Origin of the sequence: Thermus thermophilus HB8, assembly GCF_000091545.1 — a bacterium.
In the GTDB taxonomy this organism is placed as follows: Bacteria; Deinococcota; Deinococci; order Deinococcales; family Thermaceae; genus Thermus; species Thermus thermophilus.
Genome location: NC_006461.1, coordinates 320,226 through 341,474 on the forward strand (window position 1 = coordinate 320,226; position 21,249 = coordinate 341,474).

Below are 21,249 nucleotides of genomic sequence, written 5' to 3' on the forward strand. Positions count from 1 at the left end.
CTGTATGTGTCAGGGGTAAAAGGCACAATCCCCGGGCCCCCACCGCGGCGAAAGCCGCTTGAGGTGCCTAGAGGAGGCGGACGGGCATCCCCTCCTTAAGCCCCAAGGCCTCCCGGGCGCTCCCCCGGTTCACCGCCACCTCCAAAAGCCCCGCGCTCCCCAGGTAGGCCACCGGGGCCCCTTCCGGAACCTCCCCGAAGGTGCGGCGCACGGGCACCCGCCTTCCCCCCACCTCCACGAAGCCGCCCACCGGCGCCCGGAGGAGGGTGGTGATGGCGTTGCCGAAGCGGTCAAAGGTGAGGACCTCCCCTTCCGGCCCCTCCGTGAGGGCGAGGGGGAGACGGGCCAGGGTCTCCACCGGCACCTCCGGCCCAAGCCCCTCCGGGGGGAGGCCCAGGGCCAGGTGGGCGGCCGCGGGGGCGAAGACGTCCCGGCCGTGGAAGGTGGCCTCCCCGGGGGCCCAGCCCGGGAGGGCGGCCTTGGGCCGGGGCCTGGGCGGCTCCAGGAGGAAGGCCCGCCGGGGAGGGTCCAGAAGCCAGGCCAAGGTGAAGAGGCCGTTGTCCGGGCCCACGTAGGTCCACCGCCCCAGGGCGGCCACCGCCCGGCGCGCCGTCCCCACCCCCGGGTCCACCACGGCCAGGACCACCGCCCCCTCGGGGAGGTAGGGCAGGGCCTCAAAGAGGGCGTAGGCCGCCCGCCTCAGGTCCTGGGGCGGGAGGGCGTGGGCCAGGTCCACCACGGCCGGCCCCGGGGCCCGCTCCGCCAGCACCGCCTTCACCACGGCCACGTAGGGGTCCTCGAGGCCGAAATCCGAGAGGAAGTAGACGGGCCGCACTAAAACCTCCTAAGCCAGGCCGAGGGGAAAAGCCCCATGACCACCCCGGCCACGACCCAGCCCAGGGCGAGGCCGAGAAGCCCCCCCGTGCGCTCCTTCAGCCGGAGGAGAAGCCAGCCCACGAGGAGGAGGAAGAGGGCGGGCCCGGGCCAGGCCACGGCGAAGAAGAGGGCGGCCAAAGGCAGGGCAAGGTCCCGGTACCGCTCCCGGAAGACCCAAGGCACTAGGCCCCGGAAAAAGGGTTCCGCCAGGGCGAGCCCCAGGAAGGTGAGGAGGCTTGGGGGCAGGCCCCCAAGCCCCAGGAAGCCCCGCACCTGGCCGTAGGCCCAAAGGAGCCCCAGGAGAAGCGGCCCCACCCAGAACCCCTCCACCCAGGCCTCCTTGGGCCCGAGAAGCCCGGGGAAGCGCCTCCGCTGCCAGAGGTAGAGGCCGAGGAAGAGGTAGAGGCCGTAGGCCAGGTGGAAGAGGGGCAGGACCACCCCCTGCTGGTAGGGGGTGAAGAGGGCGAGGGCGTTGCCGTAAAGCCCAAGCCCCGTCGCCACGGAGACCAGGAGGGCCACCCCAAGCCCCCCCAGGGCGAAGAGGTAGAGCCGCCCCGGGCCGGGCAGGGGGTCCTCCACCACCTCCACGGTGCGCAAAGGCTCAATGCGGCTTTCCCCGTAGACGAGAAGCCCGAGGAAGGCCACCGCGCAGAGGAGCCAGGGCCAGAGGCGGGCAAGCCCCAGGCCGGGGAGGTTCTCCACCTGGGCGAGCTCCCCCAGAACGGAAAACCCCCCCTGCCCGTCCAGCCGCCCGAAGCGGGCGAGGACCAAGGCGGCGAGGGCCTCCCGGTAGAGGGGGCTTTCCGGGGAAAGCCGGGAGCGGACCTCCTCCAGGAGGGAGGCCGCCTCGGCAAGCCGCCCCCCGGCCAGGAGGAGCCGCCCCTTGAGGACCACTTCCTCCGGGGTGTCCCCCAGGTAGGCCACCCCCTCCAGGGGCCGGCCCAGCTCCAGGTAAAGCCGCCCCAAAAGGAGCCGCACCTCCCGGTCCAAGGGAAGGCCCCGGGCCAGGGCCAACGCCTCCTCGAGGCGCCCGAGGCGCTCCAAGGCGAGGGCGCGGAGAAGCCTCCCCTCCGTCCCCTCGAGGCCCAGGGCCAGAACCTCCCGGTACCGCCCCTCGGCGAGGAGGGCCCGGGCCCGGAGGTAGGGGGCCTCCGGGTCCTCGCCCAGGCGGTCCAGGTAGGCCTGGGCCTGGGCCACCTCCCCCTTGTCCAGGTGGATGCGCACGAGAAGCCGCAGGACCTCCCGGTCCTGGGGGGCGACCACGAGGCCCAGCTCGCAGGTGGCCTGGGCCGCCTCCAGCGCCCCCTGGGCGTAGAGGCGGGCGCACCGGGCCGCGTAGTCCCCCCCTTGGCCCCAGGCGAGGCCCAAGGCCACCGCCAGCGCCCAGACGCCGCGCATGCCCCGAGTCTACACCCACGGGGTGGTATCCTGGAGCGGATGAGAACCATGCGCCAAGCCCTCTTCGCGGCCGCGCTTCTGGCCGTGGCCCTGGCCCAAGGGGACCTCGCTGGCCTCATCGCCCAGGGGCGCTTCGCCGAGGCCTACGAACGGGGCGTCCGGGAGGCCACCCCCCAGGCCCTGGTCCTCGCGGCCCAGGCGGCGAGCTACCACGCCATGTACGTGGCCAAGCCCGAGGAAAAGCGGGCCTGGTTTGAGCGGGCGGAGAAGGCCGCCTCCCAGGCCATCGCCCAGGACCCTGGCCTCGCGGAGGCCCACTTTGAACGGGCCCGGGCCCTGGGACGGCTTTCCCAGTTCAAGGGGATCCTCGAGGCCCTGGCCGAGGGCCTCGCCCCCCGGATCCGCGCCGACCTGGAGGAGACCCTGAAGCGCAAGCCCGACCACGCGGGGGCCATGGTGGCCCTGGCCCTGTGGCACTTTGAGCTGGTGCAAAAGGGCTGGCTGGTGGCCGCGACCCAGGGGGCCGACCGGGCCCGGGTGGAGCCCTTGATGCGCCGGGCCATTGAGCTGGAGCCCGAGGCCATCGTGCACCGGGTGGAGTACGCCAGGGTCCTGGCCGCCTGGGGAAGGAAGGAGGAGGCGAGGAAACAGCTGGAAACCGCCCTCGCCCTCCCGGCCCGCACCGCCGCGGACCGGTACGAGAAGGAAAGGGCGCAGAAGGCCCTCGCCGAGCTGCGCTGAGGGGCCATGTTCCGCGTGGGCATCCTCACCGTATCCGACAAGGGTTTCCGCGGCGAGCGGCAGGACACCACCCACCTGGCCATCCGGGAGGTCCTGGCCGGGGGGCCCTTTGAGGTGGCGGCCTACGAGCTCGTGCCCGACGAGCCCCCCATGATCAAGAAGGTCCTCAGGCTCTGGGCGGACCGGGAGGGCCTGGACCTCATCCTCACCAACGGGGGGACGGGGCTCGCCCCCCGGGACCGGACCCCGGAGGCCACGCGGGAGCTTCTGGACCGGGAGGTCCCGGGCCTCGCCGAGCTCATGCGCCTCGTGGGGCTCAGGAAGACCCCCATGGCCGCCCTCTCCCGAGGAGTGGCGGGGGTCCGGGGAAGGACCCTGATCCTGAACCTCCCGGGAAGCCCCAAGGGGGCGAGGGAGTCCTTGGAGGCCGTGCTCCCCGTTTTGCCCCACGCCCTCTCCCTGGTGACGGGCAAGCCCTGGAAGGAGGGGCACCATGAGTAGGGTGCCGGAGCCCTCGGTTTTTCTGGTGGTGGACGAGGCCAAGCGGAAGGCCCGGGAACGGGGCGTGGGGCTCATTGACCTCTCCATCGGCTCCACCGACCTCCCGCCCCCCGAGGCCCCCCTGAAGGCCCTCGCCGAGGCCTTGAACGACCCCACCACCTACGGCTACTGCCTGAAGAGCTGTACCCTCCCCTTCCTGGAGGAGGCGGCCCGCTGGTACGAGGGCCGCTACGGGGTGGGCCTGGACCCCAGGCGGGAGGCCCTGGCCCTCATCGGAAGCCAAGAGGGCTTAGCCCACCTCCTCCTCGCCCTCACGGAGCCCGAAGACCTCCTCCTCCTCCCCGAGGTGGCCTACCCCAGCTACTTCGGGGCGGCCCGGGTGGCCTCCTTGAGGACCTTCCTCATCCCCCTAAGGGAGGACGGCCTCGCCGACCTGAAGGCGGTGCCGGAAGGCGTGTGGCGGGAGGCCAAGGTCCTCCTCCTCAACTACCCCAACAACCCCACGGGGGCCGTGGCCGACTGGGGCTACTTTGAGGAGGCCCTGGGCTTGGCCCGGAAGCACGGCCTCTGGCTCATCCACGACAACCCCTACGTGGACCAGGTCTACGAGGGAGAGGCCCCCTCCCCCCTGGCCCTCCCCGGGGCCAAGGAGCGGGTGGTGGAGCTCTTCTCCCTCTCCAAGAGCTACAACCTCGCGGGCTTTCGCCTGGGCTTCGCCCTGGGGAGCGAGGAGGCCCTCGCCCGCCTGGAGCGGGTGAAGGGGGTCATAGACTTCAACCAGTACGCCGGGGTCCTGCGCATGGGGGTGGAGGCCCTGAAGACCCCTAAGGAGGTGGTCCGAGGCTACGCCCGGGTCTACCGGGAAAGGGCCCTGGGGATGGCCGAGGCCCTAAAGGGGGTCCTAAGCCTCCTCCCCCCCAGGGCCACCATGTACCTCTGGGGGCGGCTTCCCGAGGGGGTGGACGACCTGGAGTTCGGCCTCAGGTTGGTGGAAAGGGGCGTGGCCCTGGCCCCGGGAAGGGGCTTTGGCCCTGGAGGAAAAGGGTTCGTCCGCATCGCCCTGGTGCGGCCCCTGGAAGAGCTCCTCGAGGCGGCCAAGCGCATCCGCGAGGCCCTGGACTAAGCGCCCAGCCTACTGCCAACGCTCCTCGGCGGGAAGCCCCTCAAGGCGGCGGAGAACCTCCCCCACCAGGTAGAGGCTTCCCGCCACCACCACCCGGCCCTCCCGGGAGAAGGCCTCCTCCAGGGCCTCGAGGGGGTCCTCCACCACCTTGGCCCCCGGGAAGAGGGGAAGGAGGGCCCTGGGGTCCTCGCTTCTCGGGGAGGCGTAGCGGGTGAGGACCACGGGGCCCAAGCCCCTCAGGGCCTCGGCCATGGCGGCGTGGTCCTTGTCCCGGCTGAAGCCCAGGACGAAGGCGGCGGGAAGCAGACCGTGGAAGCGTAGGGCCTCCCTCAGGGCCAAGGCCCCCTCCGGGTTGTGGGCCCCGTCCAGAAGGAGCTCCCTCCCCCGCCAAAGAAGCCGCTGGAGCCTCCCCGGGTTTTCCGCCCGGGCCACGCCCCGCTTCACCGCCTCCCAGCCCGCCCCGAGGAGGCGGCCCGAAAGGGCGGCCAGGGCCAGGTTCTCCGCCTGATGGGGGCCGAGGAGGCGGGCGGTGAGCCTCAGGGCCTCCCCCGTCCTCTCCAGGCGCAGGGTGAAGGCGAGGCCCTGGGGCAGGGCCTCCACCCCCTCGGCGTGGAAGTCCTCCCCCAGGACCCACAAGGGGGTCTTGCGGGCCAAGGCCTCGGCCCGCAAGACCCCAAGCCCCTCCCCCCGGGCGGCGGTGAGGGCGGGGACGCCCCCGCGGAAGATCCCCGCCTTCTCCCGGGCCACGTCCTTCAGGGTGGGGCCCAGGACCTCGAGGTGGTCGTGGCCGACGTTGGTGACCACGGAGAGGACGGGTTCTGTGGCGTTGGTGGCGTCCAGGCGCCCCCCCAGGCCCACCTCGAGGACGGCGAACTCCACCCCCTCCCGGGCGAAGTGGAGGAGGGCGAGGGCGGTGGCAACCTCAAAGAAGCTCGCCTCCAGGCGCTCGGCGTGGGGACGGAGCTCCGCCAAAAGCGCGAGGAGCTTCTCCTCGGGGATCGGCCTTCCCTGGACCTGGATGCGCTCCCGGAAGTCCACCAGGTGGGGGCTGGTGTAGAGGCCCACCCTAAACCCCGCCTCCTCCAGGATGGCGGCGAGGGCCCGGGCGGTGGTGCCCTTCCCGTTCGTCCCCCCCACGAGGGCCACGGGATAGGCCTCCTCGGGGTGGCCAAGGCGGGCGAGGAAGGCCCGGATCCGCTCCAGGCCCGGGGCAAAGCGGCCCTGCCGGGCGTAGAGCCAGGAGAGGGGGTCCATCTAGCCCTTGAGGGCGGCCTTGCAGGCGGGGCAGAGCCCCTTGAAGGTCACCTCGGCCTCCCGCACCTCCACCCCGGGGTGGGCCTCCCGGGCGAGGGCGCGGAGGTCGGGGAGGTCCACCTCCAGGTCCACGATGGCCCCGCAGGCCTCACAGACCAGGTGGTGGTGGGGGTGGAGGTTGGCGTCGTAGCGGGTGGCCTCCCCCGCCTTGGTGATGGGGACGAGGTAGCCTTCGGCCACCAAGGCCTCGAGGTTGCGGTAGATGGTGCCTAGGCTCACCTTGGGCACCCGCTTGCGCACCTCCTGGTAGATCCAGGCGGCGTCCGGGTGGTGCCGGGCCTGCCGCACCACCTCGAGGATGGCCTTGCGCTGGCGGGTAAGACGCTTCAGCGCCATCACCCCCACTATACCCCACGGGGGAGCAAAACTCCAGTAAACCTATCGGATTTGGGCGAGGATCTCCCGCCCGCCCTGCTCCAGGACGTCCCGGGCCAGGTCCAGCCCCAGTTCCTCGGCCTCGGAAACATCCCCCTCAATCTCCGCCCGGATGAAGCTCTTCCCGTCCGGGGTGAGGAGGACCCCCTCAAGCCGCAGCGTCCCGTCCTCCTCCACGTGGGCGAGGGCCCCCACGGGGGCCAGGCACCCGGCCCCAAGGCCCCTAAGGAAAGCCCGCTCCGCCCGGACCCGGTGGTAGGAGGGGGGGTGGTGCAGGGCGTAGCAGAGCTCCTCGGCCAGGTCGTCCCCTTCCCGCACCTCCAGGGCCAAGGCCCCCTGGCCGGGGGCGGGGAGCACCTCGCCGGGGTCCAGGAACTCGTCAATGCGGTTCCTGAGGTCCAGGCGGATGAGCCCCGCCGCCGCGAGGACGATGCCGTCGTACTCCCCGTTGCCCAAAGCGGCGAGCCGGGTGTCCACGTTGCCCCGGAGGTCCCGCACCACGAGGTCCGGCCTCAGGGCGAGGATCTGGGCCTTGCGGCGCACGGAGCTCGTCCCCACCACCGCCCCCGGGGGGAGGTCCTTGAGGCGCTTGGCCGCCTTGCCCAGGAAGACGTCCCGGGGGTCCTGCCGCCGGGGCACGGAGGCGATCTTGAGCCCCCGGGGCGACTCGGTGGGCAGGTCCTTGAGGGAGTGAACGGCGATGTCAATCTCCCGGGAGAGCAGGGCCTCCTGGATCTCCTTGACGAAGATGGCCTCCTCCCTCGGGCTCGCCCCCTGGTCCCCCCGGGTCTTAATCGTGCGGATCTTGAACTCCGTCTCGGGCCAGGTCTCCTTGAGCCTCTCCACCACGAAGCGGGTCTGGGCCAGGGCCAGGGCGCTCCCCCGGGTTCCCACCACGACGACGCGCATACCACCCCATACTACAAAAGCCCCGGCGAAGGCCGGGGCCCTGCCCTTTCTGCGCCCTTAGTGGGCGTGGCCGTGCAGGAGTTCCTCGGGGGTGGCCTCGCGGACCTTCACCACCTCCACCTGGAAGTCCAGGTCCTTGCCCGCCAGGGGGTGGTTGAAGTCCACGGTCACCTCCTCCCCTTCCACCGCCACCACGGTGAGGGGCATGGGGTTCCCCTCCATGTCCTGGGCGTAGAACTGGGCCCCGGGAACCACCTCGGCGTCCTCGGGGAAGGCGGAGAGGGGCACCACCTGGACCCCCTCGGGGTCGTGGGGGCCGTAGGCCTTCTCGGCGGGGACGTGGGCCTGGAAAGCCTCCCCCTCCTCCCGGCCCTCCAGGGCCTCCTCGAGGCCCGGGATGAGGTTGCGGTGGCCGTGGAGGTAGGAAAGCTCCCCCTGGTCCAGAACCTCACCCTCCACCTGGAGGGTGTAGCGGATGGTCACAACCTTGTCCTGTCCAACCTTCATTGCACGTTCCTTTCGCAAGCCTTGCTTGCTCCTCCTAGGGTAGCAGACCTCGGCCCAAGAGGGAACCCCCACCCCTCCGAACCCCTTCCCAAGGGCTATAGTGGGGGCATGCGGGTGGAGGGCGCCATCGGCAAGACCCCCGTGGTCCGCCTCGCCAAGGTGGTGGAGCCGGATATGGCCGAGGTCTGGGTCAAGCTGGAAGGGCTGAACCCTGGGGGCTCCATCAAGGACCGCCCCGCCTGGTACATGATCAAGGACGCCGAGGAGCGGGGGATCCTGAGGCCGGGCTCGGGACAGGTCATCGTGGAGCCCACGAGCGGCAACACCGGCATCGGCCTCGCCATGATCGCCGCAAGCCGGGGCTACCGCCTCATCCTCACCATGCCCGCCCAGATGTCCGAGGAGCGGAAGCGGGTCCTCAAGGCCTTTGGCGCCGAGCTCGTCCTCACCGACCCGGAAAGGCGGATGCTCGCGGCGAGGGAGGAGGCGCTAAGGCTCAAGGAGGAGCTCGGGGCCTTCATGCCGGACCAGTTCAAAAACCCCGCCAACGTCCGGGCCCACTACGAGACCACGGGGCCCGAGCTCTACGAGGCCCTGGAGGGCCGCATAGACGCCTTCGTCTACGGCTCCGGCACCGGGGGGACGATCACGGGGGTGGGCCGCTACCTCAAGGAAAGGATCCCCCACGTGAAGGTCATCGCCGTGGAGCCCGCCCGCTCCAACGTCCTCTCCGGAGGGAAGATGGGCCAGCACGGGTTCCAGGGCATGGGCCCGGGCTTCATCCCCGAGAACCTGGACCTTTCCCTCCTGGACGGGGTGATCCAGGTCTGGGAGGAGGACGCCTTTCCCTTGGCCCGGCGGCTCGCCCGGGAGGAGGGGCTTTTCCTGGGGATGAGCTCGGGGGGGATCGTCTGGGCCGCCCTCCAGGTGGCCCGGGAGCTCGGCCCCGGGAAACGGGTGGCCTGCATCAGCCCGGACGGCGGCTGGAAGTACCTCTCCACCCCCCTTTACGCCGAGCCCTAGGATCCTCAGGCCATGCGGAGCCTCTTCGCCCGCCTCCTCTTGAACACCGTGGCCCTCTGGTTCCTCACCCTCCTCTACCCCGGGGTCTACTTCCGCGCTGGGGCGGGGCTTCTGGACTACCTGGTGGCGGGGGCGGTGTGGGGCCTGGCCAACGCCCTCGTGCGCCCCGTCCTCCTCTTCCTCACCCTCCCCTTAAACCTCCTCACCCTGGGCCTCTTCACCCTGGTGGTGAACGGCCTCGTCCTCTTCCTCGTCGCCGCCGTCACCCCCTTGGAGGTGACGGGGTTCGGGGCCGCCCTGGTGGGGGCCTTGGTGCTGAGCCTGGTGAGCCTGGTGCTCAGCTGGGCCCTGAGGGACTAGCGGTTCTCGCTCACGTAGCGGGAAAGCTCCGCGATGAGCATCCCCTGGTGGGTGATGATGGCCTTGACCAGGTCCCCGATGGACACCACCCCCACGACCCGCTCCCCCTCCACCACGGGAAGGTGCCGGGTGCGGCGCTCGGTCATGAGGCGCATGGCCTCCTCCAAGGAGGCCTCGGGGGCCACGGTGGGGACGTCCGTGGTCATCACCTCCCGCACCTTGGTGTCCTTGGAGAAGCGCCCCAGGAGGACGAGCTTGCGGGCGTAGTCCCGCTCGGTGAAGATGCCGAGAAGCCGCTCCCCCTCCATGACGAGGAGGGCCCCGATGTCGTGCTCCGCGAGCTTCCTCAGGGCGTCCAGCACCGTGGCCTCGGGGTGGATGGCGTGGACCCCACCCCCCTTGTGCACGAGCACCTGGCGAACCGTCATCGCTCCCCCTTTCCCGTTTGGGGGACAGTATACCACCCCGGGGCTAGCGGGCGGTGAGGACGGGGCCCTGGGCGTTGCGGATCACCCGCTCGGCGGTGCTGCCGAAGACGAGCCGCCGCACAGGCGCCCCCAGGGCCAGGAGGTCCCCGGGGCCCTGGAGGCGGAGAAGGTGATCGGCCGCGTCCCCCCCCAGGACGAGGGCGCTCGCCTCCACCCCGTGGTCCCGGAGGTAGGCCTCGGCCTCGAGGGCCCAGGCCTCCGCCCGGGCCGGGTCCTCGTGGACGCTCACCACCCGGACCCCAAGCCCCAAGGCCCGGGCCAGGGGGGCGAGGGCGTGCAGGGCCCGGACGGCGCTCTCCGAGGCGTCGTAGCCCAAAAGGGCGCCCTCGAGCTCCACGGGCTCCCCGGGGGCGAGGAGGACGGGGACGGGGGAGGCCCGGAGCACCCGGTCCGCCGTGCTGCCGAGGCCGCCGAACCCGTCCCCGTGGGCCTCCCCGCTCCGCCCCAGGACCAGGAGGTCCGCCGCCCGGGCGCGCCGCAGGATGGCCTCGTGGGGCACGCCCTCCTCCAGGACCGCCTCCACCGCCACCCCCGCCGCCAGGGCGCTCTGCCGCACCCGCTCCAGCACCGCCTCCCCCCTAAGGGCCAAGGCCCGCTCCAACTCGGTCCGGAGGACGGGCACGGGCACCGTGAGGGCCCCGAAGTCCAAAAGCTCCGGGATGCGGGCGAGGCGGGTGTCCACCACGAAGAGGACCGTGAGGGGGGCGGAAAGCTTGTAGGCCAGCCACTCGGCCAAGGCCTCCGCCCCCCGCGCCTGGGGCGAGCCGTCGGTGGCGAGGAGGATCCTCATACCCCCATTGTACGGGCAGGCTCCCGCACCCCCCGGGCCAGGGCCCAGGCGGGCAGGAGCAACACCCCGAGGCCCAAGAGCACCGGCAGGACCCCGAAGGCCTCAATGAGCCGCCCGATGGGGGCGTAGAAGAGGCCGGCGAAGCCCCAGGTGAACCCCATGAGGAGGCCCGAGACCGTGGCCGTCTGCCCCGGCTCCAGCTCCTGGGCCAGGGCCACGGCCACGGGGATCCCCGCGTTCATCAGGGCCCCGGTGGCGGCAAGGAGGAGGAGGTACAAAGGGTTTTCCGCGGGGAAGAAGAGGAGGCCCAGGTAAAGGGGCAGGCCCAGGGTGAGGGTGCCCACCAAGACCGCCTTCCGCCCCAGCCGGTCCGACAAGGTCCCGCCGACGAGGATGCCCAAGGTGGCGGAGAGGCTGTAAATGGAGAGGGAGAGGGCCGTGTACCCGTCGGGAAGGCCCTTGGTGGCGTACCAGTAGGGCAGGGTGGTGGAGAAGCTGAGGAAGACCAGGCTCCGCAGGGTGGCCATCCCCCAAAGCCGCGCCACGTCCCCCCGGAAGACGCGCAGGAAGTCCCGGAAGCCCGCGGGCCTCCCCGCGCGGCGCACCGGGGGCAGGCGGAGGAGGACGAGGGCGGGGAGGAGGACCAGGGGGGTGAGCCAGAAGAGGGCCTCGAGGCCCCACCGCCCCGCCACGTACAGGGCCACGATGGGCCCCAGGGAAAGCCCCAGGTTCCCCGCGGAGCCGAAGAAGGAAAGCCAGAAGCCCCTCCTTTCCGTGGGGGCGTACTCCCCCACGAGGCTCGCCCCGGAGGCGTGAAAGAGGGCGGAGCCCACGCCCGCCAGGGCCAGGACGAAGAGCAGGGCCTCAAACCGGGGCCAAAGGCCCATGGAACCCATGCCCAAAGCCACCAGCACGGGGCCGAGGGCCGCGAGGAGCCTCCGGTCCACCCGGTCGGCCACCAGGCCGGCGAAGGGCTGAAGGAGGCTCCCCGTGAGGGAGTAGGCGGAAACCAGAAGGCCCGCCGTCCCTAGGCCGACCCCGAAGCGGTCCATGAGCTTGGGCAGAAGGGGGGTGAGGAAGTTGGAGAAGAGGTCGTTGGTGGTGTGGAGCCAGGCGAGAAGGAGGGGCAGCACCCCCCCATGCTATTACGGCTTCTCACGGAAGGTGTGCTACAATCCCTTCGTGCGCAAGGATCTCGCTCGGATGCCCAAAGGCTTTGGGGAAAAAAGAAAAATGGCGCGCCCGAGAGGACTCGAACCTCTGACCTTCGGCTCCGGAGGCCGACGCTCTATCCAGCTGAGCTACGGGCGCATACAGCAAGAGCTACTTTAGCACCCGCAAAGGAGGCAGTCAAGTGTTCGGTCTCAGCAAACGCGCCATCACCATCCTCTTCGGCCTTCTGGCCCTGGCCTTCGCCCTGGGGGCCATCCTCCTCTTCACCCCCCAGGCGGCGCAGCAGACCCGGGGCAAGCCGGTCCTTTGGGTGAACGGCAAGGCCCTCTACGAGCTGGACCTCCTCCGGCTCCAAGGAAACGACCCCCTCTACGCCGCAAGCCCCGAGGGCCTGCTCAAGACCTTGGTGGACACCTACTTCCTGGAGCAGGTCATCCTCACCGAGGCCCTGAAGCAGGACGCCGCCCGGGTGCGGGTCTCCAGCGCCGAGGTGCGCCAGGAGGTGAACCGCATCCGGGAGCAGTTCGGCCTAAAGGACAAGGCGGCCTACGAGCAGTTCCTCAACCAGGTGGGTTACACGGACGCCCAGCTTAGGGCCGAGGTCAAGACCCAGCTCCAGATCCAGAAGCGTCTGGAGCAGATCCGCTCGGGCGCTAAGCCCACCGAGGAGGAGGTGCGGTTCTACTACGAGGTCTTCAAGGAGAACTACAGGACCGAGCCCCGGGTGAAGGCCCGCCAGATCGTGGTGGACGACAAGGCCCTCGCCGAGGAGCTCGCCGCCAAGGCCAAGGCCGGGGAGGACTTCGCCGCCCTGGCCCGCCAGCACTCCAAGGTGGGGGCGGAGCAGGGGGGCGCTTTGGGGGCGGGCCCCGGGGAGGCGGAGCCCAAGCCCGTGACCCAGGTGGTCTTCCCCACGGAGGTGGGGGAAGCGGTCTTCGCCCTGAAGGGGCCGGGCGTGGTGGGGCCCATCGCCGCAGGAGGCCGGTACTACATCGTGAAGGTGGAGGAATACCTCCCCTCTACCCTCCCCGCCTTTGAGGAGGTCAAGGACCGGGTGGCCCAGGACGCAGAGAGGGCCAAGGGGAACGGCGTCCTCGAGGCCTACCTGGAAGAGCTCCGCAAGAAGGCCCAGGTCCGCTTCGCCGAGGACAACCCCTACGCCTACCAGAACCCGCCCGTGGCCAAGGTCAACGAGAAGGAGATCCTCCTCAGCGAGGTGCTCCAGCCCGTCTTCTCCAACCAGCAGACGGTGGCCCTGGTCCAGCAGGGCCTGGGGGAGCTCGCCGTCCAGTTCTTCCTTCCCCAGACCCTGGAGAACCTCATTGACCGGGAGCTCCTGGTGGAGGCGGCCCGAAAAAGCGGCAAGCCCTTCATCGGCTCCAAGGCGGAGATCGCCGAGGCCTACCTCCGCTACGAGACCCGGGACGTGACGGCGAGCGAGGAGGAGGCCCGGGCCTTCTACAGCGAGAACCCCGCCCTCTTCACCGTGCCCGCGAGCGCCAAGGTGATCGGGGTGAACTTCAAGGAGGAAGCCCAGGCCAAGGCCTTCCGGGCCGCGGCCCTTAGGGGCGGGGACCTCGAGGCCCTGGCCAAGGCCCAAGAAGGCACGGTCACCGACTACGGCACCGTGAACCCCAACCAGCTCCCCGCCGTCCTGGACCGCCTGGTCTTCAAGATCACCGAGACCTTCCCCCAAGGCCCCTTGGGGGAGGTGAGCGAGGTGATCAAGATGGAAGACGGCTCCTACACCGTCCTCCTCATCTCCGACCGCAAGGCGGAGGAGCTGAAGGGCTTCGCCCAGGTGGCCGAGGAGGCCCGGCAGGGAGCGGTCAACCGGAAGCGGAGCGAAAAGGCCCAGGCCCTGATCCAGGCCCTGCGCGAGGAGGCGAAAATCGAGAACCGGCTGGCCGAGGTGCTGCAGGCCCTCACCCCCAAAACCCCCTCCCAGGACCAACCCAACTCCCAGGAACAACCCCAGCCTGAAGAGGCCCCGGCCAACAACCCCTAACCCTGGGGCCCGGAGAGAAGGGGCGGGGGCTTCCCCGCCCTTTTACAATGGCCCCATGGAGATCACCCGGCTCCTCACCCTCTACTACGAGGCGACCCCAGACCCCCAAAACCCCTTGGAGGGGGTCCGCTTCGGCACGAGCGGCCACCGGGGAAGCAGCCTCAAGGCCACTTTCACCGAGGCCCACGTCCTGGCCATCGCCCAGGCCATCGCCGAGCTCCGGCCAAGCTTCGGGGCCACGGGGCCCCTCTTCCTGGCCAAGGACACCCACGCCCTCTCCGAGCCCGCCTGGGCCACGGCCCTCTCCGTCTTCGCCGCCCACGGAATAGAGGTCCGCGTGGAGGCGGACGGGGACTACACCCCCACGCCCCTCGTCTCCCTGGCCATCCTGGAGCACAACGCCCACCACGAGGCCAAGGCCGATGGCGTCCTCCTCACCCCGAGCCACAACCCCCCGGAGGACGGCGGCTTCAAGTACAACCCCCCCACGGGGGGTCCGGCGAACGCCCGCATCACCCGGGCCATAGAGGAGAGGGCCAACGCCCTCCTCCAGGAGGGCCTCAAGGGCGTGAAGCGCCTCCCCCTCCGGGAGGCCCTGGCCCGGGCCAAGCCTTTTGACTACGCGGGGCTTTACGTGGAAAAGGTGGCGGAGGCGGTGGACCTCGAGGCCATCCGGGCCTCGGGCCTTAGGATCGGGGTGGACCCCTTAGGGGGGGCGAGCCTAAGGGTGTGGGAGCGGCTCGCCGAGTCCCACGGGCTCCCCCTGGAGGTGGTGAACCCCACCCTAGACCCCACCTTCCGCTTCATGCCCAAGGACCACGACGGCAAGATCCGCATGGACTGCTCCAGCCCCTACGCCATGGCGGGCCTCCTCGCCCTCAAGGACCGCTTTGACCTCGCCATCGGCAACGACCCCGACGCCGACCGCCACGGGATCGTCACCCCGCGGGGCCTGATGAACCCCAACCACTACCTGGCCGCCGCCCTCCACCACCTCTACACCACCCGGTCCTGGCCCGGGGCCAAGGTGGGGAAGACGGCGGTGACCAGCGCCCTCCTGGACCGGGTGGCCCAGGCCCTGGGGCGGGAGGTGTACGAGACCCCCGTGGGGTTCAAGCACTTCGTGGCGGGGCTCCTCGAGGGGTGGCTCGGCTTCGCCGGGGAGGAGAGCGCCGGGGCAAGCTTCCTCCGCTTTGACGGGAGGCCCTTCTCCACCGACAAAGACGGGATCCTCATGGGCCTCCTCGCCGCCGAGCTCATGGCCAAGCGAGGCCAGGCCCCGGACGCCCTTTACGAGGCCCTGGCGGAAAAGCTGGGCCGCCCCTACTACGCCCGCAAGGACCTCCCCGTCTCCCCCGAGGCCAAGGCCCGCCTGGCCCGGCTCTCCGCCAAGGAGGTCCATCCCTCCACCCTCGCCGGGGAGCCCGTCCTCCAGGTCCTGGACCGGGCCACGGGCAACGGGGAGCCTCTGGGCGGGATCAAGGTGGTGGCGGCCAACGCCTGGTTCGCCGTGCGCCCAAGCGGCACCGAGGACGTGGCCAAGGTCTACGCGGAAAGCTTCCTCGGGGAAGCCCACCTGGAAAGGGTCCTGGAGGAAGCCACCGCCCTCCTCCACAAGGCCCTCGCCTGAACCCCGGCTTTCGGGCCCCTAGCCCTTCACCGCCCCCGCGGTGAGGCCGGCGACAATCCTTTGCTGGAAGACGAGGACGAGGACCACCAGGGGCACCGTGACCACCACGCTCGCCGCCATGATGGAGCCCCAAGGGATCTCAAAGGGCGTGGCCCCGCCGAAGCTGGCGATGGCGGGGGGCACGGTCTTCACCGAGTCCCCCACGGTGAAGGTGAGGGCGAAGAGGTACTCGTTCCAGGCGGCGATGAAGGCGAGGAGGCCCGTGGTGACGAGGCCGGGCCCCGTGAGGGGGAGCATCACCTTGAGGAGGGTCTGGAGGGGCGTCGCCCCGTCCACGTAGGCCGCCTCCTCCAGCTCCCTAGGAAGCCCGCGGAAGTAGCCCACCAGCACCCAGACCGTGAAGGGCAGGGTGAAGAGGAGGTAGGTGAGGATGAGGCCGAGGTGGGTGTTGAAAAGCCCCGTCTGGCGCAGGAGGAGGAAGAGGCCGCCCAGGACCGCGATCTGGGGGAACATGGTCATGGAGAGGACGATGTACATCACGGCGTTTTTGGGCGGGAAGGGAAGCCTCCCCAAGGCGTAGGCGGCGAGGACGCCGAGGACCAAGGAGAGGAGGGTGGCCCCCCCGGCCACGATGAGGGAGTTGAGGAGGTTGCGGCCGAAGTTGGCCTGAAGGAAAACGTTCTCGTAGTGCTCCAGGGTGAAGGGCACGGGGAGGAAGCTGGGGTCGGGGGAGAAGAGGGCGTCCGAGGGCTTGAAGCTGGAGATCACCGCCCAGTAGAAGGGAAAAACGCTGTAGACGACCACGAAGACCACGAGGAGGTAGAAGAAGAGCCTTCCCAGAAGGCGGCTTGCACGCCTCACTTCAACGCCTCCTTCCCGACGGTGCGCATGTAGAGGAGAACGAAGGCGAAGATGATCACGAGGATGGCCACGCTGATGGCGGAGCCGTAACCCAAGTCCTGGAAGTCCACCAGGGTCTGGCGGTTGTAGACGGCCAGGGTGCGGGTGGCGGGGTTCACGCCGCTCATGACGAAGACCACGTCAAAGACCCGGAGGGCGTCCAGGGTCCGGAAGATGAGGGCCACCACCAAGGCGGGGGTGAGGAGGGGCAGGGTGATGCTCCAGAACTGCTGCCACCTCGAGGCCCCGTCAATGCTCGCCGCCTCGTAAAGCTCCTCCGGGATCATCTGCAGGCCCGCGAGGAGGAGGAGGGCCATGAAGGGCGTGGTCTTCCAGACGTCCACGGCGATGATGGAGGGCAAAAGGAGCTCGGGCCGGGCCAGGAAGGCCACCTTCTGGGAAAGGAGGCCGAGCTTGACCCCGAGGACGTTGATGACGCCGTAGACGTCGTTCAGCATCCACTGCCACATCTTGGCCGAGACCACCGTGGGGATGGCCCAGGGGATGAGGATGGCGGTGCGCACCAGGCCCCGGCCACGGAAGTTGGAGTGGATGATGAGGGCGATGGCCAGGCCCAAAACCGTCTCCAGGCTCACGGAGACCACGGTGAACTTGAGGGTGTTCCAAAGGGCCTGGCGGAAGTCCGGGTCCTGGAAGAGGTAAGCGTAGTTCTCCAGGCCCACGAACTCCGGGGGCTCCACGAAGGCGATGTCGGCCTTGAAGAAGGACCAGTAGAAGACCTGGGCCAGGGGGTAGCCCGCCACCAGGACCACCACCAGGAGCGTGGGCAGGACCAGGATCCAGGCTAAACGGACCTGTCTTAGGGTGAGCATGGCCTTGGGGTGAACCCGGGGAGGCCCAGGCCTCCCCGGGAAGGCATGGGGCTAGCGCAGGATGCGGCGGATGCGGGCCTCGAGGTCCCGCACGGCCTGCTCGCCCTTCTTCCTGCCCGTGAGGACGCTGTGCACCTCGGTCCAGATGGCCTCGGACACCTGGTTGTACCGGGCCCCGGCCACGTCGGAGGGACGGGAGACGGCGTTCTGGAAGACGGGGAGGAGGTCCCTAAACCAGGGGTTCCTCGCCAAGACGTCCCGGTCGGTGTAAAGGGCGGGCCGGGTGGGCAGGCGGGAGAGGCGGACGGCGTTGTCCTTCTGGACCTCGTAGGAGGCCAGGTACTTGACCAGGTCCACGGCCTCCTTGGGGTAGCGGCTGTAGGCGGAGACCATGAGCTGCCAGCCGCCCAGGGTGGCGGCGTTGGGGGCGTCCGCCGAGGCCTTGGGCAGGACCGTGACCCCGAACTTGCCCCGGATGGGGCTCCCCTCCGCCTGGCCCAAGGCGTAGGCGTAGGGCCAGTTGCGCATGAAGAGGCTGTTGCCCTGCTGCCAGACGTTCCTCGCCTCCTCCTCGGCGTAGCTGGTCACGCCCTGGGGGGCGATCCTCCCCACCCAGCCGTGGGCCCGGTTCAGGGCCAGGGCCGCCCGGCCGTTGTTGACGCTGATGGTGCCGTCGGGCTCCACGATGCGCCCGCCCCCGTGGGAGTAGATCCACTCCAGGGCGTCGCAGGTGAGGCCCTCGTAGGGCTTACCCTGGAAGACGAACCCCCAGAAGTCGCGGTTGCCCGCCCGCCTCTCCCCTTCCATGACCCGCTCGGCCATCTGCTCCAGCTCGTTCCAGGTCCGGGGCGGGCTCGTATAGCCGTACTTCTCCAGGAGGTCCTTGCGGTAGTAAAGGATGCCGGCGTCGGTGAAGAAGGGCAGGGAGGTGAGCTTGCCCCGGATGGTGTTGTTCTGGACGATACGGGGGAAGAACTCCTTGAGCTCCGCCTCCGTGAGGTAGGGCTTCAGGTCCAGGGCGTGGGGCGCCACGATGCCCGGCCAGATGACGTCAATCATGTAGACGTCCACATCGGGGCTCCTGGCGGCCCAGTACTGCTGGTAGAGGGCGAGGCGGTCGTTGGTGTCGGCGGGGGAGTCAATGTACTCCACCCGGGTGCCCGTCTTCTTCCCCCAGGCCTCCACCATCTCCTTCATCCAGCGGCCGCCCTCGCCCACGGCGGTGGAGTCCCCGGCCACGCGGATCACGGGGCCGGACTGCGCCCGCACCAGGGCGGGGCCCAGAACGAGGCTTGCCGCCACGCCTACGCCGAGCTTCTTCAAAAAGGTCCGCCTTTGCATACCGTACCTCCTTTGGAAGCTATTCCACAGCGATTATAAGGGGGCTTTTGGGGGAGCGTCAAGGGGGGAGGGGTGGGCTTGCCTTGCAAAGGTCAGGAGGACGGGTGTATATCTCTCTCCTGATGGGCAAGCGAGGCTTCCTTCGCAGGGAGGCAAGCCCCAAGGAGGTCCTGGAACACTGCCTGCGCCTGGCCCGGGAGGTGGCCCCTCCCACCCCCAAAGGCAAGCGGGGCCGCCCCTGGCGCTACAGCCACGCCCTTTACCTGGCCCTCCTTCTCTTCCGCGCCTTCTTCCACCTCACCTACCGCGAGACGGAGGCCTCACTCCAGGACCTGATGGAAGGCCCCTTCCCTTCCCACCAGTCCCTGGCCCGCTACGCCCTCAAGCACCTGGACCCCAAACTCCTTGAGGCCCTCCTGGAGAGGCTTTCCCGGGAACTGGAGGCCCATCTCGCCCCGGAGTCCTCGCCGGAAGGCGAAGCGGCTTCGGACGAGGCGCCGGCACACCTGGCGGCGCTTTCCCCCCCTCTACCTCATGGACACCACGGGGCTGGCCTACCGGAGCAAGGACCGGCTTCTCCGCTTTCGTCGGGGGAAGGAGGTGCGGCGGGTGCGGGGGCACGCGCGGCTTCTGGCCCTGATGCGGTGGGATAGGGAGAGGCGGCTCTTGTGGCCCTGGGGTGGAGTGGTGGGGGAGGGCTACGCCCCGGACCCCCGGCTTGGGGGGGAGGTGCTGAGGCGGTTTCCTCCTTCCCGGGGGTGGCTTTTGGCGGACGCGGGGTTTGACGGGAAGGAGGTGTGGGGGGTTTTGGGGGAGGCGGGGGTGCGGCCGGTGATCCGGCTTCGGGGCGGGGGCGAGGCCAGGGAGGAGGCGCGGGTGCGGGCGCGGGAGGGGTGGGACCCCGAGGTGTACCGGTTTCGCGGGGTGGTGGAGGGGGTGTTTGGGGGGATGAAGACGCGGCTGGGTGGGGGGTACCTTTGGGAGCGGAAGCCTTGGACGGCCATGGCGCGGGCGCTTTTGGAGCTCATCGCCTACGGCCTTAGGGTTCTTCTCTCCCTTCTCCCGCCCCCTCCGGGGTACAAGGCGATTTACTAGGCAAGCCCGGGAGGGGTTGACTTTTGCTTGGGCGCGTGAAACAATAAGTTACTTTCCGAAGCCAAAGATGGGTTTGGAAAGGGATTTGAAGGAGTAGGCATGAACAAAGGCATCGTAAAGTGGTTCAACGCGGAAAAAGGCTACGGTTTCATCCAGCAGGAGGAAGGTCCCGACGTGTTCGTACACTTCTCGGCCATTGAGGCCGATGGCTTCCGCACCCTGAGCGAAGGGGAGCGCGTGGAGTTTGAGGTGGAGCCGGGCCGCAACGGCAAGGGCCCCCAGGCCAGGCGGGTCCGGCGCCTCTAACAAGAGGGCTGCCCCTAAAGCCCCCCTGGTGGGGGGCTTTTTCTATCATGGAGGGGCCATGCGCATCCTGGTCTCCAACGACGACGGCATCTTCTCCCCGGGCATCAAGGCCCTGGGCCTCGCCATGCGGGCGCTGGGGGAGGTGTTCGTGGTGGCCCCGGACATGGAGCAGTCGGCCGTGGGCCACGGGATCACCGTCCGCCGCCCCTTGCGTTTCAAGCACACCCAAAGCGCCGGCTTCGGGGAGATCCCCGCCTACCGGGTGGACGGGACGCCCGCCGACTGCGTGGTCCTGGGCGTCCACCTTCTGGGCCGGCCAGACCTGGTGGTCTCGGGGATCAACCTGGGGGTGAACCTGGGCCTGGACCTCACCCACTCGGGGACGGTGGCCGCGGCCCTCGAGGGGGCCTCCTTGGGGATCCCCTCCATCGCCTTCAGCCTGGACACCTCAGGGGAGGTCCTGGACTTCCAGGAGGCCGCCCGCTGGGCCCTCGCCATCGCCCGGGCCGTGGGGGAACGGGGACTGCCCCGGGGGTGCTCCTCAACGTGAACTTCCCCGCCTCGAGGCCCAAAGGCCTCCTGGTCACCCGCCTTTCCACCCACCGCTTTGAGGACCAGGTGGTGGAGCGGCTGGACCCGGAGGGCAAGCCCTACTACTGGATCGCCGGCACCCCAGCCGGGGAGGAGGAGGAGGGGACGGACCTCTGGGCGGTGCGGCGGGGGTACGTCTCCGTGACCCCGGTGAGCCTGGACCTCACCGCCCACGGCTTCCTCGAGGCGCTTTCAGGCCTTCTGGAGGGGGTGGCCCCGTGACCCTCCTGCGCACCCCCCTCCCGGTGCCCCACGGCTTCACCACCCGGGAAGGCGGGGTCTCCGAGGGACCCTTCCGCAGCCTCAACCTCTCCGCCGCCACCGGGGACGACCCCGAGAGGGTGGCCGAGAACCAGCGCCGGGTGCTCGCGGCCTTCGGCCACCCGCCCGTGGCGGGCCTCCGCCAGGTCCACGGCACCGAGGTCCACCCGGTGGAGGGGCCGGGGCTCTGGGAGGGGGACGGCCTCCTCACCCGCACCCCCGGCCTCCTCCTCCGGGTGGGGGTGGCCGACTGCTACCCCCTCCTCCTCTACCACCCGAAGGGGGCCGTGGGGGCCCTGCACGCCGGCTGGCGCGGGGTGGTGGGGGGGATCCTGCCCAAGGCCCTGGAGCGCCTCGAGGCGGTCTACCGCCTGGACCCCACGGAGGTCCACCTGGCCATCGGCCCCGGGATCGGGGGGGCGTGCTACCAGGTGGGCGAGGAGGTGGTGGCCCGCTTCGCCGAGGCGGGGCTCTTCACCTTCCGCGAGGACCCCGCCGCCCCGGGGAAGTACCTCTTGGACCTGGAGCAGGCCCTCCTCCTCCAGGCGCGGCGGGCGGGGCTTAGGGAGGAGCGGATCTACCGGGTGGGGCTTTGCACCCACTGCGCCCCCAACCTCTTCTCCCACCGCCGGGACCGGGGAAGGACGGGCAGGATGTGGGGCCTCGTGATGCTTCCCCCCCGTTAAGGCAGCGTACAGGGGCCCGT

At 70.2% G+C, this 21,249-nt stretch carries 23 protein-coding genes, 1 tRNA gene and 1 pseudogene; 11 read left to right on the forward strand and 14 right to left on the reverse strand.

Annotation, left to right across the window (positions count from 1 at the left end):
- Positions 1-67: 67 nt before the first annotated feature.
- Entirely contained in the window at positions 68-835 is a 768-nt protein-coding gene (locus tag TTH_RS01780) for an SAM hydrolase/SAM-dependent halogenase family protein (RefSeq protein ID WP_011227867.1), read from the reverse strand.
- Positions 835-2,274: a tetratricopeptide repeat protein gene (locus tag TTH_RS01785; protein ID WP_011227868.1), complete on the reverse strand. Its 1,440-nt coding sequence runs from the start codon at positions 2,272-2,274 to the stop codon at positions 835-837. The genes TTH_RS01780 and TTH_RS01785 overlap by 1 nt, the downstream gene beginning before the upstream one ends.
- Before the next feature lie 48 nt (positions 2,275-2,322).
- Here TTH_RS01785 and TTH_RS01790 point away from each other — a divergent pair, with 48 nt between their 5' ends.
- The 3 genes from TTH_RS01790 to TTH_RS01800 are packed head-to-tail and all read left to right on the forward strand — an operon-like array spanning position 2,323 to position 4,639.
- Positions 2,323-3,015, forward strand: a complete 693-nt coding sequence (locus TTH_RS01790; protein ID WP_011227869.1) for a hypothetical protein — start codon at positions 2,323-2,325, stop codon at positions 3,013-3,015.
- A 6-nt stretch (positions 3,016-3,021) separates the two neighbouring features.
- Positions 3,022-3,516 carry a MogA/MoaB family molybdenum cofactor biosynthesis protein gene (locus tag TTH_RS01795; RefSeq protein ID WP_011227870.1) on the forward strand — a complete coding sequence of 165 codons (495 nt, stop codon included), beginning with the start codon at positions 3,022-3,024 and terminating at the stop codon, positions 3,514-3,516.
- The gene (locus TTH_RS01800; RefSeq protein ID WP_011227871.1) at positions 3,509-4,639 is read left to right on the forward strand and encodes an aminotransferase class I/II-fold pyridoxal phosphate-dependent enzyme; all 1,131 of its coding nucleotides are present in this window, start codon (positions 3,509-3,511) and stop codon (positions 4,637-4,639) included. The genes TTH_RS01795 and TTH_RS01800 overlap by 8 nt, the downstream gene beginning before the upstream one ends.
- 9 nt (positions 4,640-4,648) lie before the next feature.
- On the opposite strand, the gene TTH_RS01805 is transcribed toward TTH_RS01800, so the two are convergent.
- The 4 genes from TTH_RS01805 to TTH_RS01820 are packed head-to-tail and all read right to left on the reverse strand — an operon-like array spanning position 4,649 to position 7,744.
- Complete coding sequence (locus TTH_RS01805; protein ID WP_011227872.1) at positions 4,649-5,893, reverse strand: bifunctional folylpolyglutamate synthase/dihydrofolate synthase; 1,245 nt, start codon at positions 5,891-5,893, stop codon at positions 4,649-4,651.
- Complete coding sequence (gene perR, locus TTH_RS01810) at positions 5,894-6,289, reverse strand: manganese-dependent transcriptional regulator PerR (protein ID WP_011174007.1); 396 nt, start codon at positions 6,287-6,289, stop codon at positions 5,894-5,896.
- 42 nt (positions 6,290-6,331) lie between these two features.
- Positions 6,332-7,237, reverse strand: a complete 906-nt coding sequence (gene hemC, locus TTH_RS01815; RefSeq protein WP_011174006.1) for a hydroxymethylbilane synthase — start codon at positions 7,235-7,237, stop codon at positions 6,332-6,334.
- A gap of 57 nt (positions 7,238-7,294) precedes the next feature.
- Positions 7,295-7,744, reverse strand: a complete 450-nt coding sequence (locus tag TTH_RS01820; protein WP_008634034.1) for an FKBP-type peptidyl-prolyl cis-trans isomerase — start codon at positions 7,742-7,744, stop codon at positions 7,295-7,297.
- 108 nt (positions 7,745-7,852) lie between these two features.
- Here TTH_RS01820 and cysK point away from each other — a divergent pair, with 108 nt between their 5' ends.
- Together cysK and TTH_RS01830 are read left to right on the forward strand one after the other, a co-directional pair.
- Positions 7,853-8,767, forward strand: coding sequence for a cysteine synthase A (gene cysK, locus TTH_RS01825; RefSeq protein WP_011227873.1), 915 nt, complete (start codon positions 7,853-7,855; stop codon positions 8,765-8,767).
- A 12-nt stretch (positions 8,768-8,779) separates the two neighbouring features.
- On the forward strand, positions 8,780-9,127 hold the full coding sequence (locus TTH_RS01830; RefSeq protein ID WP_011227874.1) for a phage holin family protein: 348 nt from the start codon (positions 8,780-8,782) through the stop codon (positions 9,125-9,127).
- On the opposite strand, the gene TTH_RS01835 is transcribed toward TTH_RS01830, so the two are convergent.
- The 4 genes from TTH_RS01835 to TTH_RS01850 form a co-directional block, all read right to left on the reverse strand.
- A complete protein-coding gene (locus TTH_RS01835; RefSeq protein WP_011174003.1) occupies positions 9,124-9,555 on the reverse strand; it encodes a CBS domain-containing protein in 432 nt (143 codons plus the stop codon). The two genes, TTH_RS01830 and TTH_RS01835, sit on opposite strands and share 4 nt — an antisense overlap.
- 43 nt (positions 9,556-9,598) lie before the next feature.
- Positions 9,599-10,405, reverse strand: coding sequence for a universal stress protein (locus TTH_RS01840; RefSeq protein WP_011227875.1), 807 nt, complete (start codon positions 10,403-10,405; stop codon positions 9,599-9,601).
- Positions 10,402-11,538 carry an MFS transporter gene (locus tag TTH_RS01845; protein ID WP_011227876.1) on the reverse strand — a complete coding sequence of 379 codons (1,137 nt, stop codon included), beginning with the start codon at positions 11,536-11,538 and terminating at the stop codon, positions 10,402-10,404. The genes TTH_RS01840 and TTH_RS01845 overlap by 4 nt, the downstream gene beginning before the upstream one ends.
- A 101-nt stretch (positions 11,539-11,639) precedes the next feature.
- Positions 11,640-11,716, reverse strand: a tRNA-Arg gene (locus TTH_RS01850).
- Between the two features lie 43 nt (positions 11,717-11,759).
- Here TTH_RS01850 and TTH_RS01855 point away from each other — a divergent pair.
- Both TTH_RS01855 and TTH_RS01860 read left to right on the forward strand, forming a co-directional pair.
- Positions 11,760-13,586, forward strand: coding sequence for a peptidylprolyl isomerase (locus TTH_RS01855; RefSeq protein ID WP_011227877.1), 1,827 nt, complete (start codon positions 11,760-11,762; stop codon positions 13,584-13,586).
- Positions 13,587-13,641: 55 nt separating this feature from the next.
- The gene (locus TTH_RS01860; protein WP_011227878.1) at positions 13,642-15,216 is read left to right on the forward strand and encodes a phosphoglucomutase; all 1,575 of its coding nucleotides are present in this window, start codon (positions 13,642-13,644) and stop codon (positions 15,214-15,216) included.
- Between the two features lie 18 nt (positions 15,217-15,234).
- Here the strand turns inward: TTH_RS01860 and TTH_RS01865 are convergent, their stop codons facing one another.
- From TTH_RS01865 to TTH_RS11435, 4 genes are all read right to left on the reverse strand, one after another.
- Positions 15,235-16,077 carry a carbohydrate ABC transporter permease gene (locus TTH_RS01865; protein WP_011173998.1) on the reverse strand — a complete coding sequence of 281 codons (843 nt, stop codon included), beginning with the start codon at positions 16,075-16,077 and terminating at the stop codon, positions 15,235-15,237.
- Positions 16,074-16,949, reverse strand: coding sequence for a carbohydrate ABC transporter permease (locus tag TTH_RS01870; protein ID WP_011173997.1), 876 nt, complete (start codon positions 16,947-16,949; stop codon positions 16,074-16,076). Before TTH_RS01870 ends, TTH_RS01865 begins: the two co-directional genes overlap by 4 nt.
- 51 nt (positions 16,950-17,000) lie before the next feature.
- A complete protein-coding gene (locus tag TTH_RS01875; protein ID WP_011173996.1) occupies positions 17,001-18,290 on the reverse strand; it encodes an ABC transporter substrate-binding protein in 1,290 nt (429 codons plus the stop codon).
- 320 nt (positions 18,291-18,610) lie between these two features.
- Positions 18,611-18,796, reverse strand: coding sequence for a hypothetical protein (locus TTH_RS11435; protein ID WP_223966770.1), 186 nt, complete (start codon positions 18,794-18,796; stop codon positions 18,611-18,613).
- On the opposite strand from TTH_RS11435, the gene TTH_RS01880 reads away from it, so the two are divergent.
- From TTH_RS01880 to pgeF, 4 genes and pseudogenes are all read left to right on the forward strand, one after another.
- Positions 18,738-19,385, forward strand: a complete 648-nt coding sequence (locus TTH_RS01880) for a transposase (protein ID WP_224065233.1) — start codon at positions 18,738-18,740, stop codon at positions 19,383-19,385. The two genes, TTH_RS11435 and TTH_RS01880, sit on opposite strands and share 59 nt — an antisense overlap.
- A gap of 99 nt (positions 19,386-19,484) precedes the next feature.
- Positions 19,485-19,691 (forward strand): cold-shock protein, encoded by a 207-nt coding sequence (locus TTH_RS01885; RefSeq protein WP_011173995.1) that lies wholly within the window; start codon positions 19,485-19,487, stop codon positions 19,689-19,691.
- A 58-nt stretch (positions 19,692-19,749) separates the two neighbouring features.
- Positions 19,750-20,504 (forward strand): annotated as a pseudogene (surE, locus tag TTH_RS01890) (5'/3'-nucleotidase SurE).
- Positions 20,501-21,229, forward strand: coding sequence for a peptidoglycan editing factor PgeF (pgeF, locus tag TTH_RS01895; RefSeq protein WP_011227882.1), 729 nt, complete (start codon positions 20,501-20,503; stop codon positions 21,227-21,229). The pseudogene surE and the gene pgeF overlap by 4 nt, the downstream one beginning before the upstream one ends.
- Positions 21,230-21,249: the final 20 nt, after the last annotated feature.

Coding starts and splice junctions, on each gene's coding strand:
- TTH_RS01860 (WP_011227878.1), top strand. CDS start 13,642: ATGGAGATCACCCGGCTCCTCACCCTCTACTACGAGGCGACCCCAGAC.
- perR (WP_011174007.1), bottom strand. CDS start 6,289: ATGGCGCTGAAGCGTCTTACCCGCCAGCGCAAGGCCATCCTCGAGGTG.
- TTH_RS01800 (WP_011227871.1), top strand. CDS start 3,509: ATGAGTAGGGTGCCGGAGCCCTCGGTTTTTCTGGTGGTGGACGAGGCC.
- cysK (WP_011227873.1), top strand. CDS start 7,853: ATGCGGGTGGAGGGCGCCATCGGCAAGACCCCCGTGGTCCGCCTCGCC.
- TTH_RS01820 (WP_008634034.1), bottom strand. CDS start 7,744: ATGAAGGTTGGACAGGACAAGGTTGTGACCATCCGCTACACCCTCCAG.
- TTH_RS01840 (WP_011227875.1), bottom strand. CDS start 10,405: ATGAGGATCCTCCTCGCCACCGACGGCTCGCCCCAGGCGCGGGGGGCG.
- TTH_RS01790 (WP_011227869.1), top strand. CDS start 2,323: ATGCGCCAAGCCCTCTTCGCGGCCGCGCTTCTGGCCGTGGCCCTGGCC.
- TTH_RS01805 (WP_011227872.1), bottom strand. CDS start 5,893: ATGGACCCCCTCTCCTGGCTCTACGCCCGGCAGGGCCGCTTTGCCCCG.
- hemC (WP_011174006.1), bottom strand. CDS start 7,237: ATGCGCGTCGTCGTGGTGGGAACCCGGGGGAGCGCCCTGGCCCTGGCC.
- TTH_RS01835 (WP_011174003.1), bottom strand. CDS start 9,555: ATGACGGTTCGCCAGGTGCTCGTGCACAAGGGGGGTGGGGTCCACGCC.
- TTH_RS01785 (WP_011227868.1), bottom strand. CDS start 2,274: ATGCGCGGCGTCTGGGCGCTGGCGGTGGCCTTGGGCCTCGCCTGGGGC.
- TTH_RS01795 (WP_011227870.1), top strand. CDS start 3,022: ATGTTCCGCGTGGGCATCCTCACCGTATCCGACAAGGGTTTCCGCGGC.
- TTH_RS01875 (WP_011173996.1), bottom strand. CDS start 18,290: ATGCAAAGGCGGACCTTTTTGAAGAAGCTCGGCGTAGGCGTGGCGGCA.
- TTH_RS01870 (WP_011173997.1), bottom strand. CDS start 16,949: ATGCTCACCCTAAGACAGGTCCGTTTAGCCTGGATCCTGGTCCTGCCC.
- TTH_RS01830 (WP_011227874.1), top strand. CDS start 8,780: ATGCGGAGCCTCTTCGCCCGCCTCCTCTTGAACACCGTGGCCCTCTGG.
- TTH_RS01885 (WP_011173995.1), top strand. CDS start 19,485: ATGAACAAAGGCATCGTAAAGTGGTTCAACGCGGAAAAAGGCTACGGT.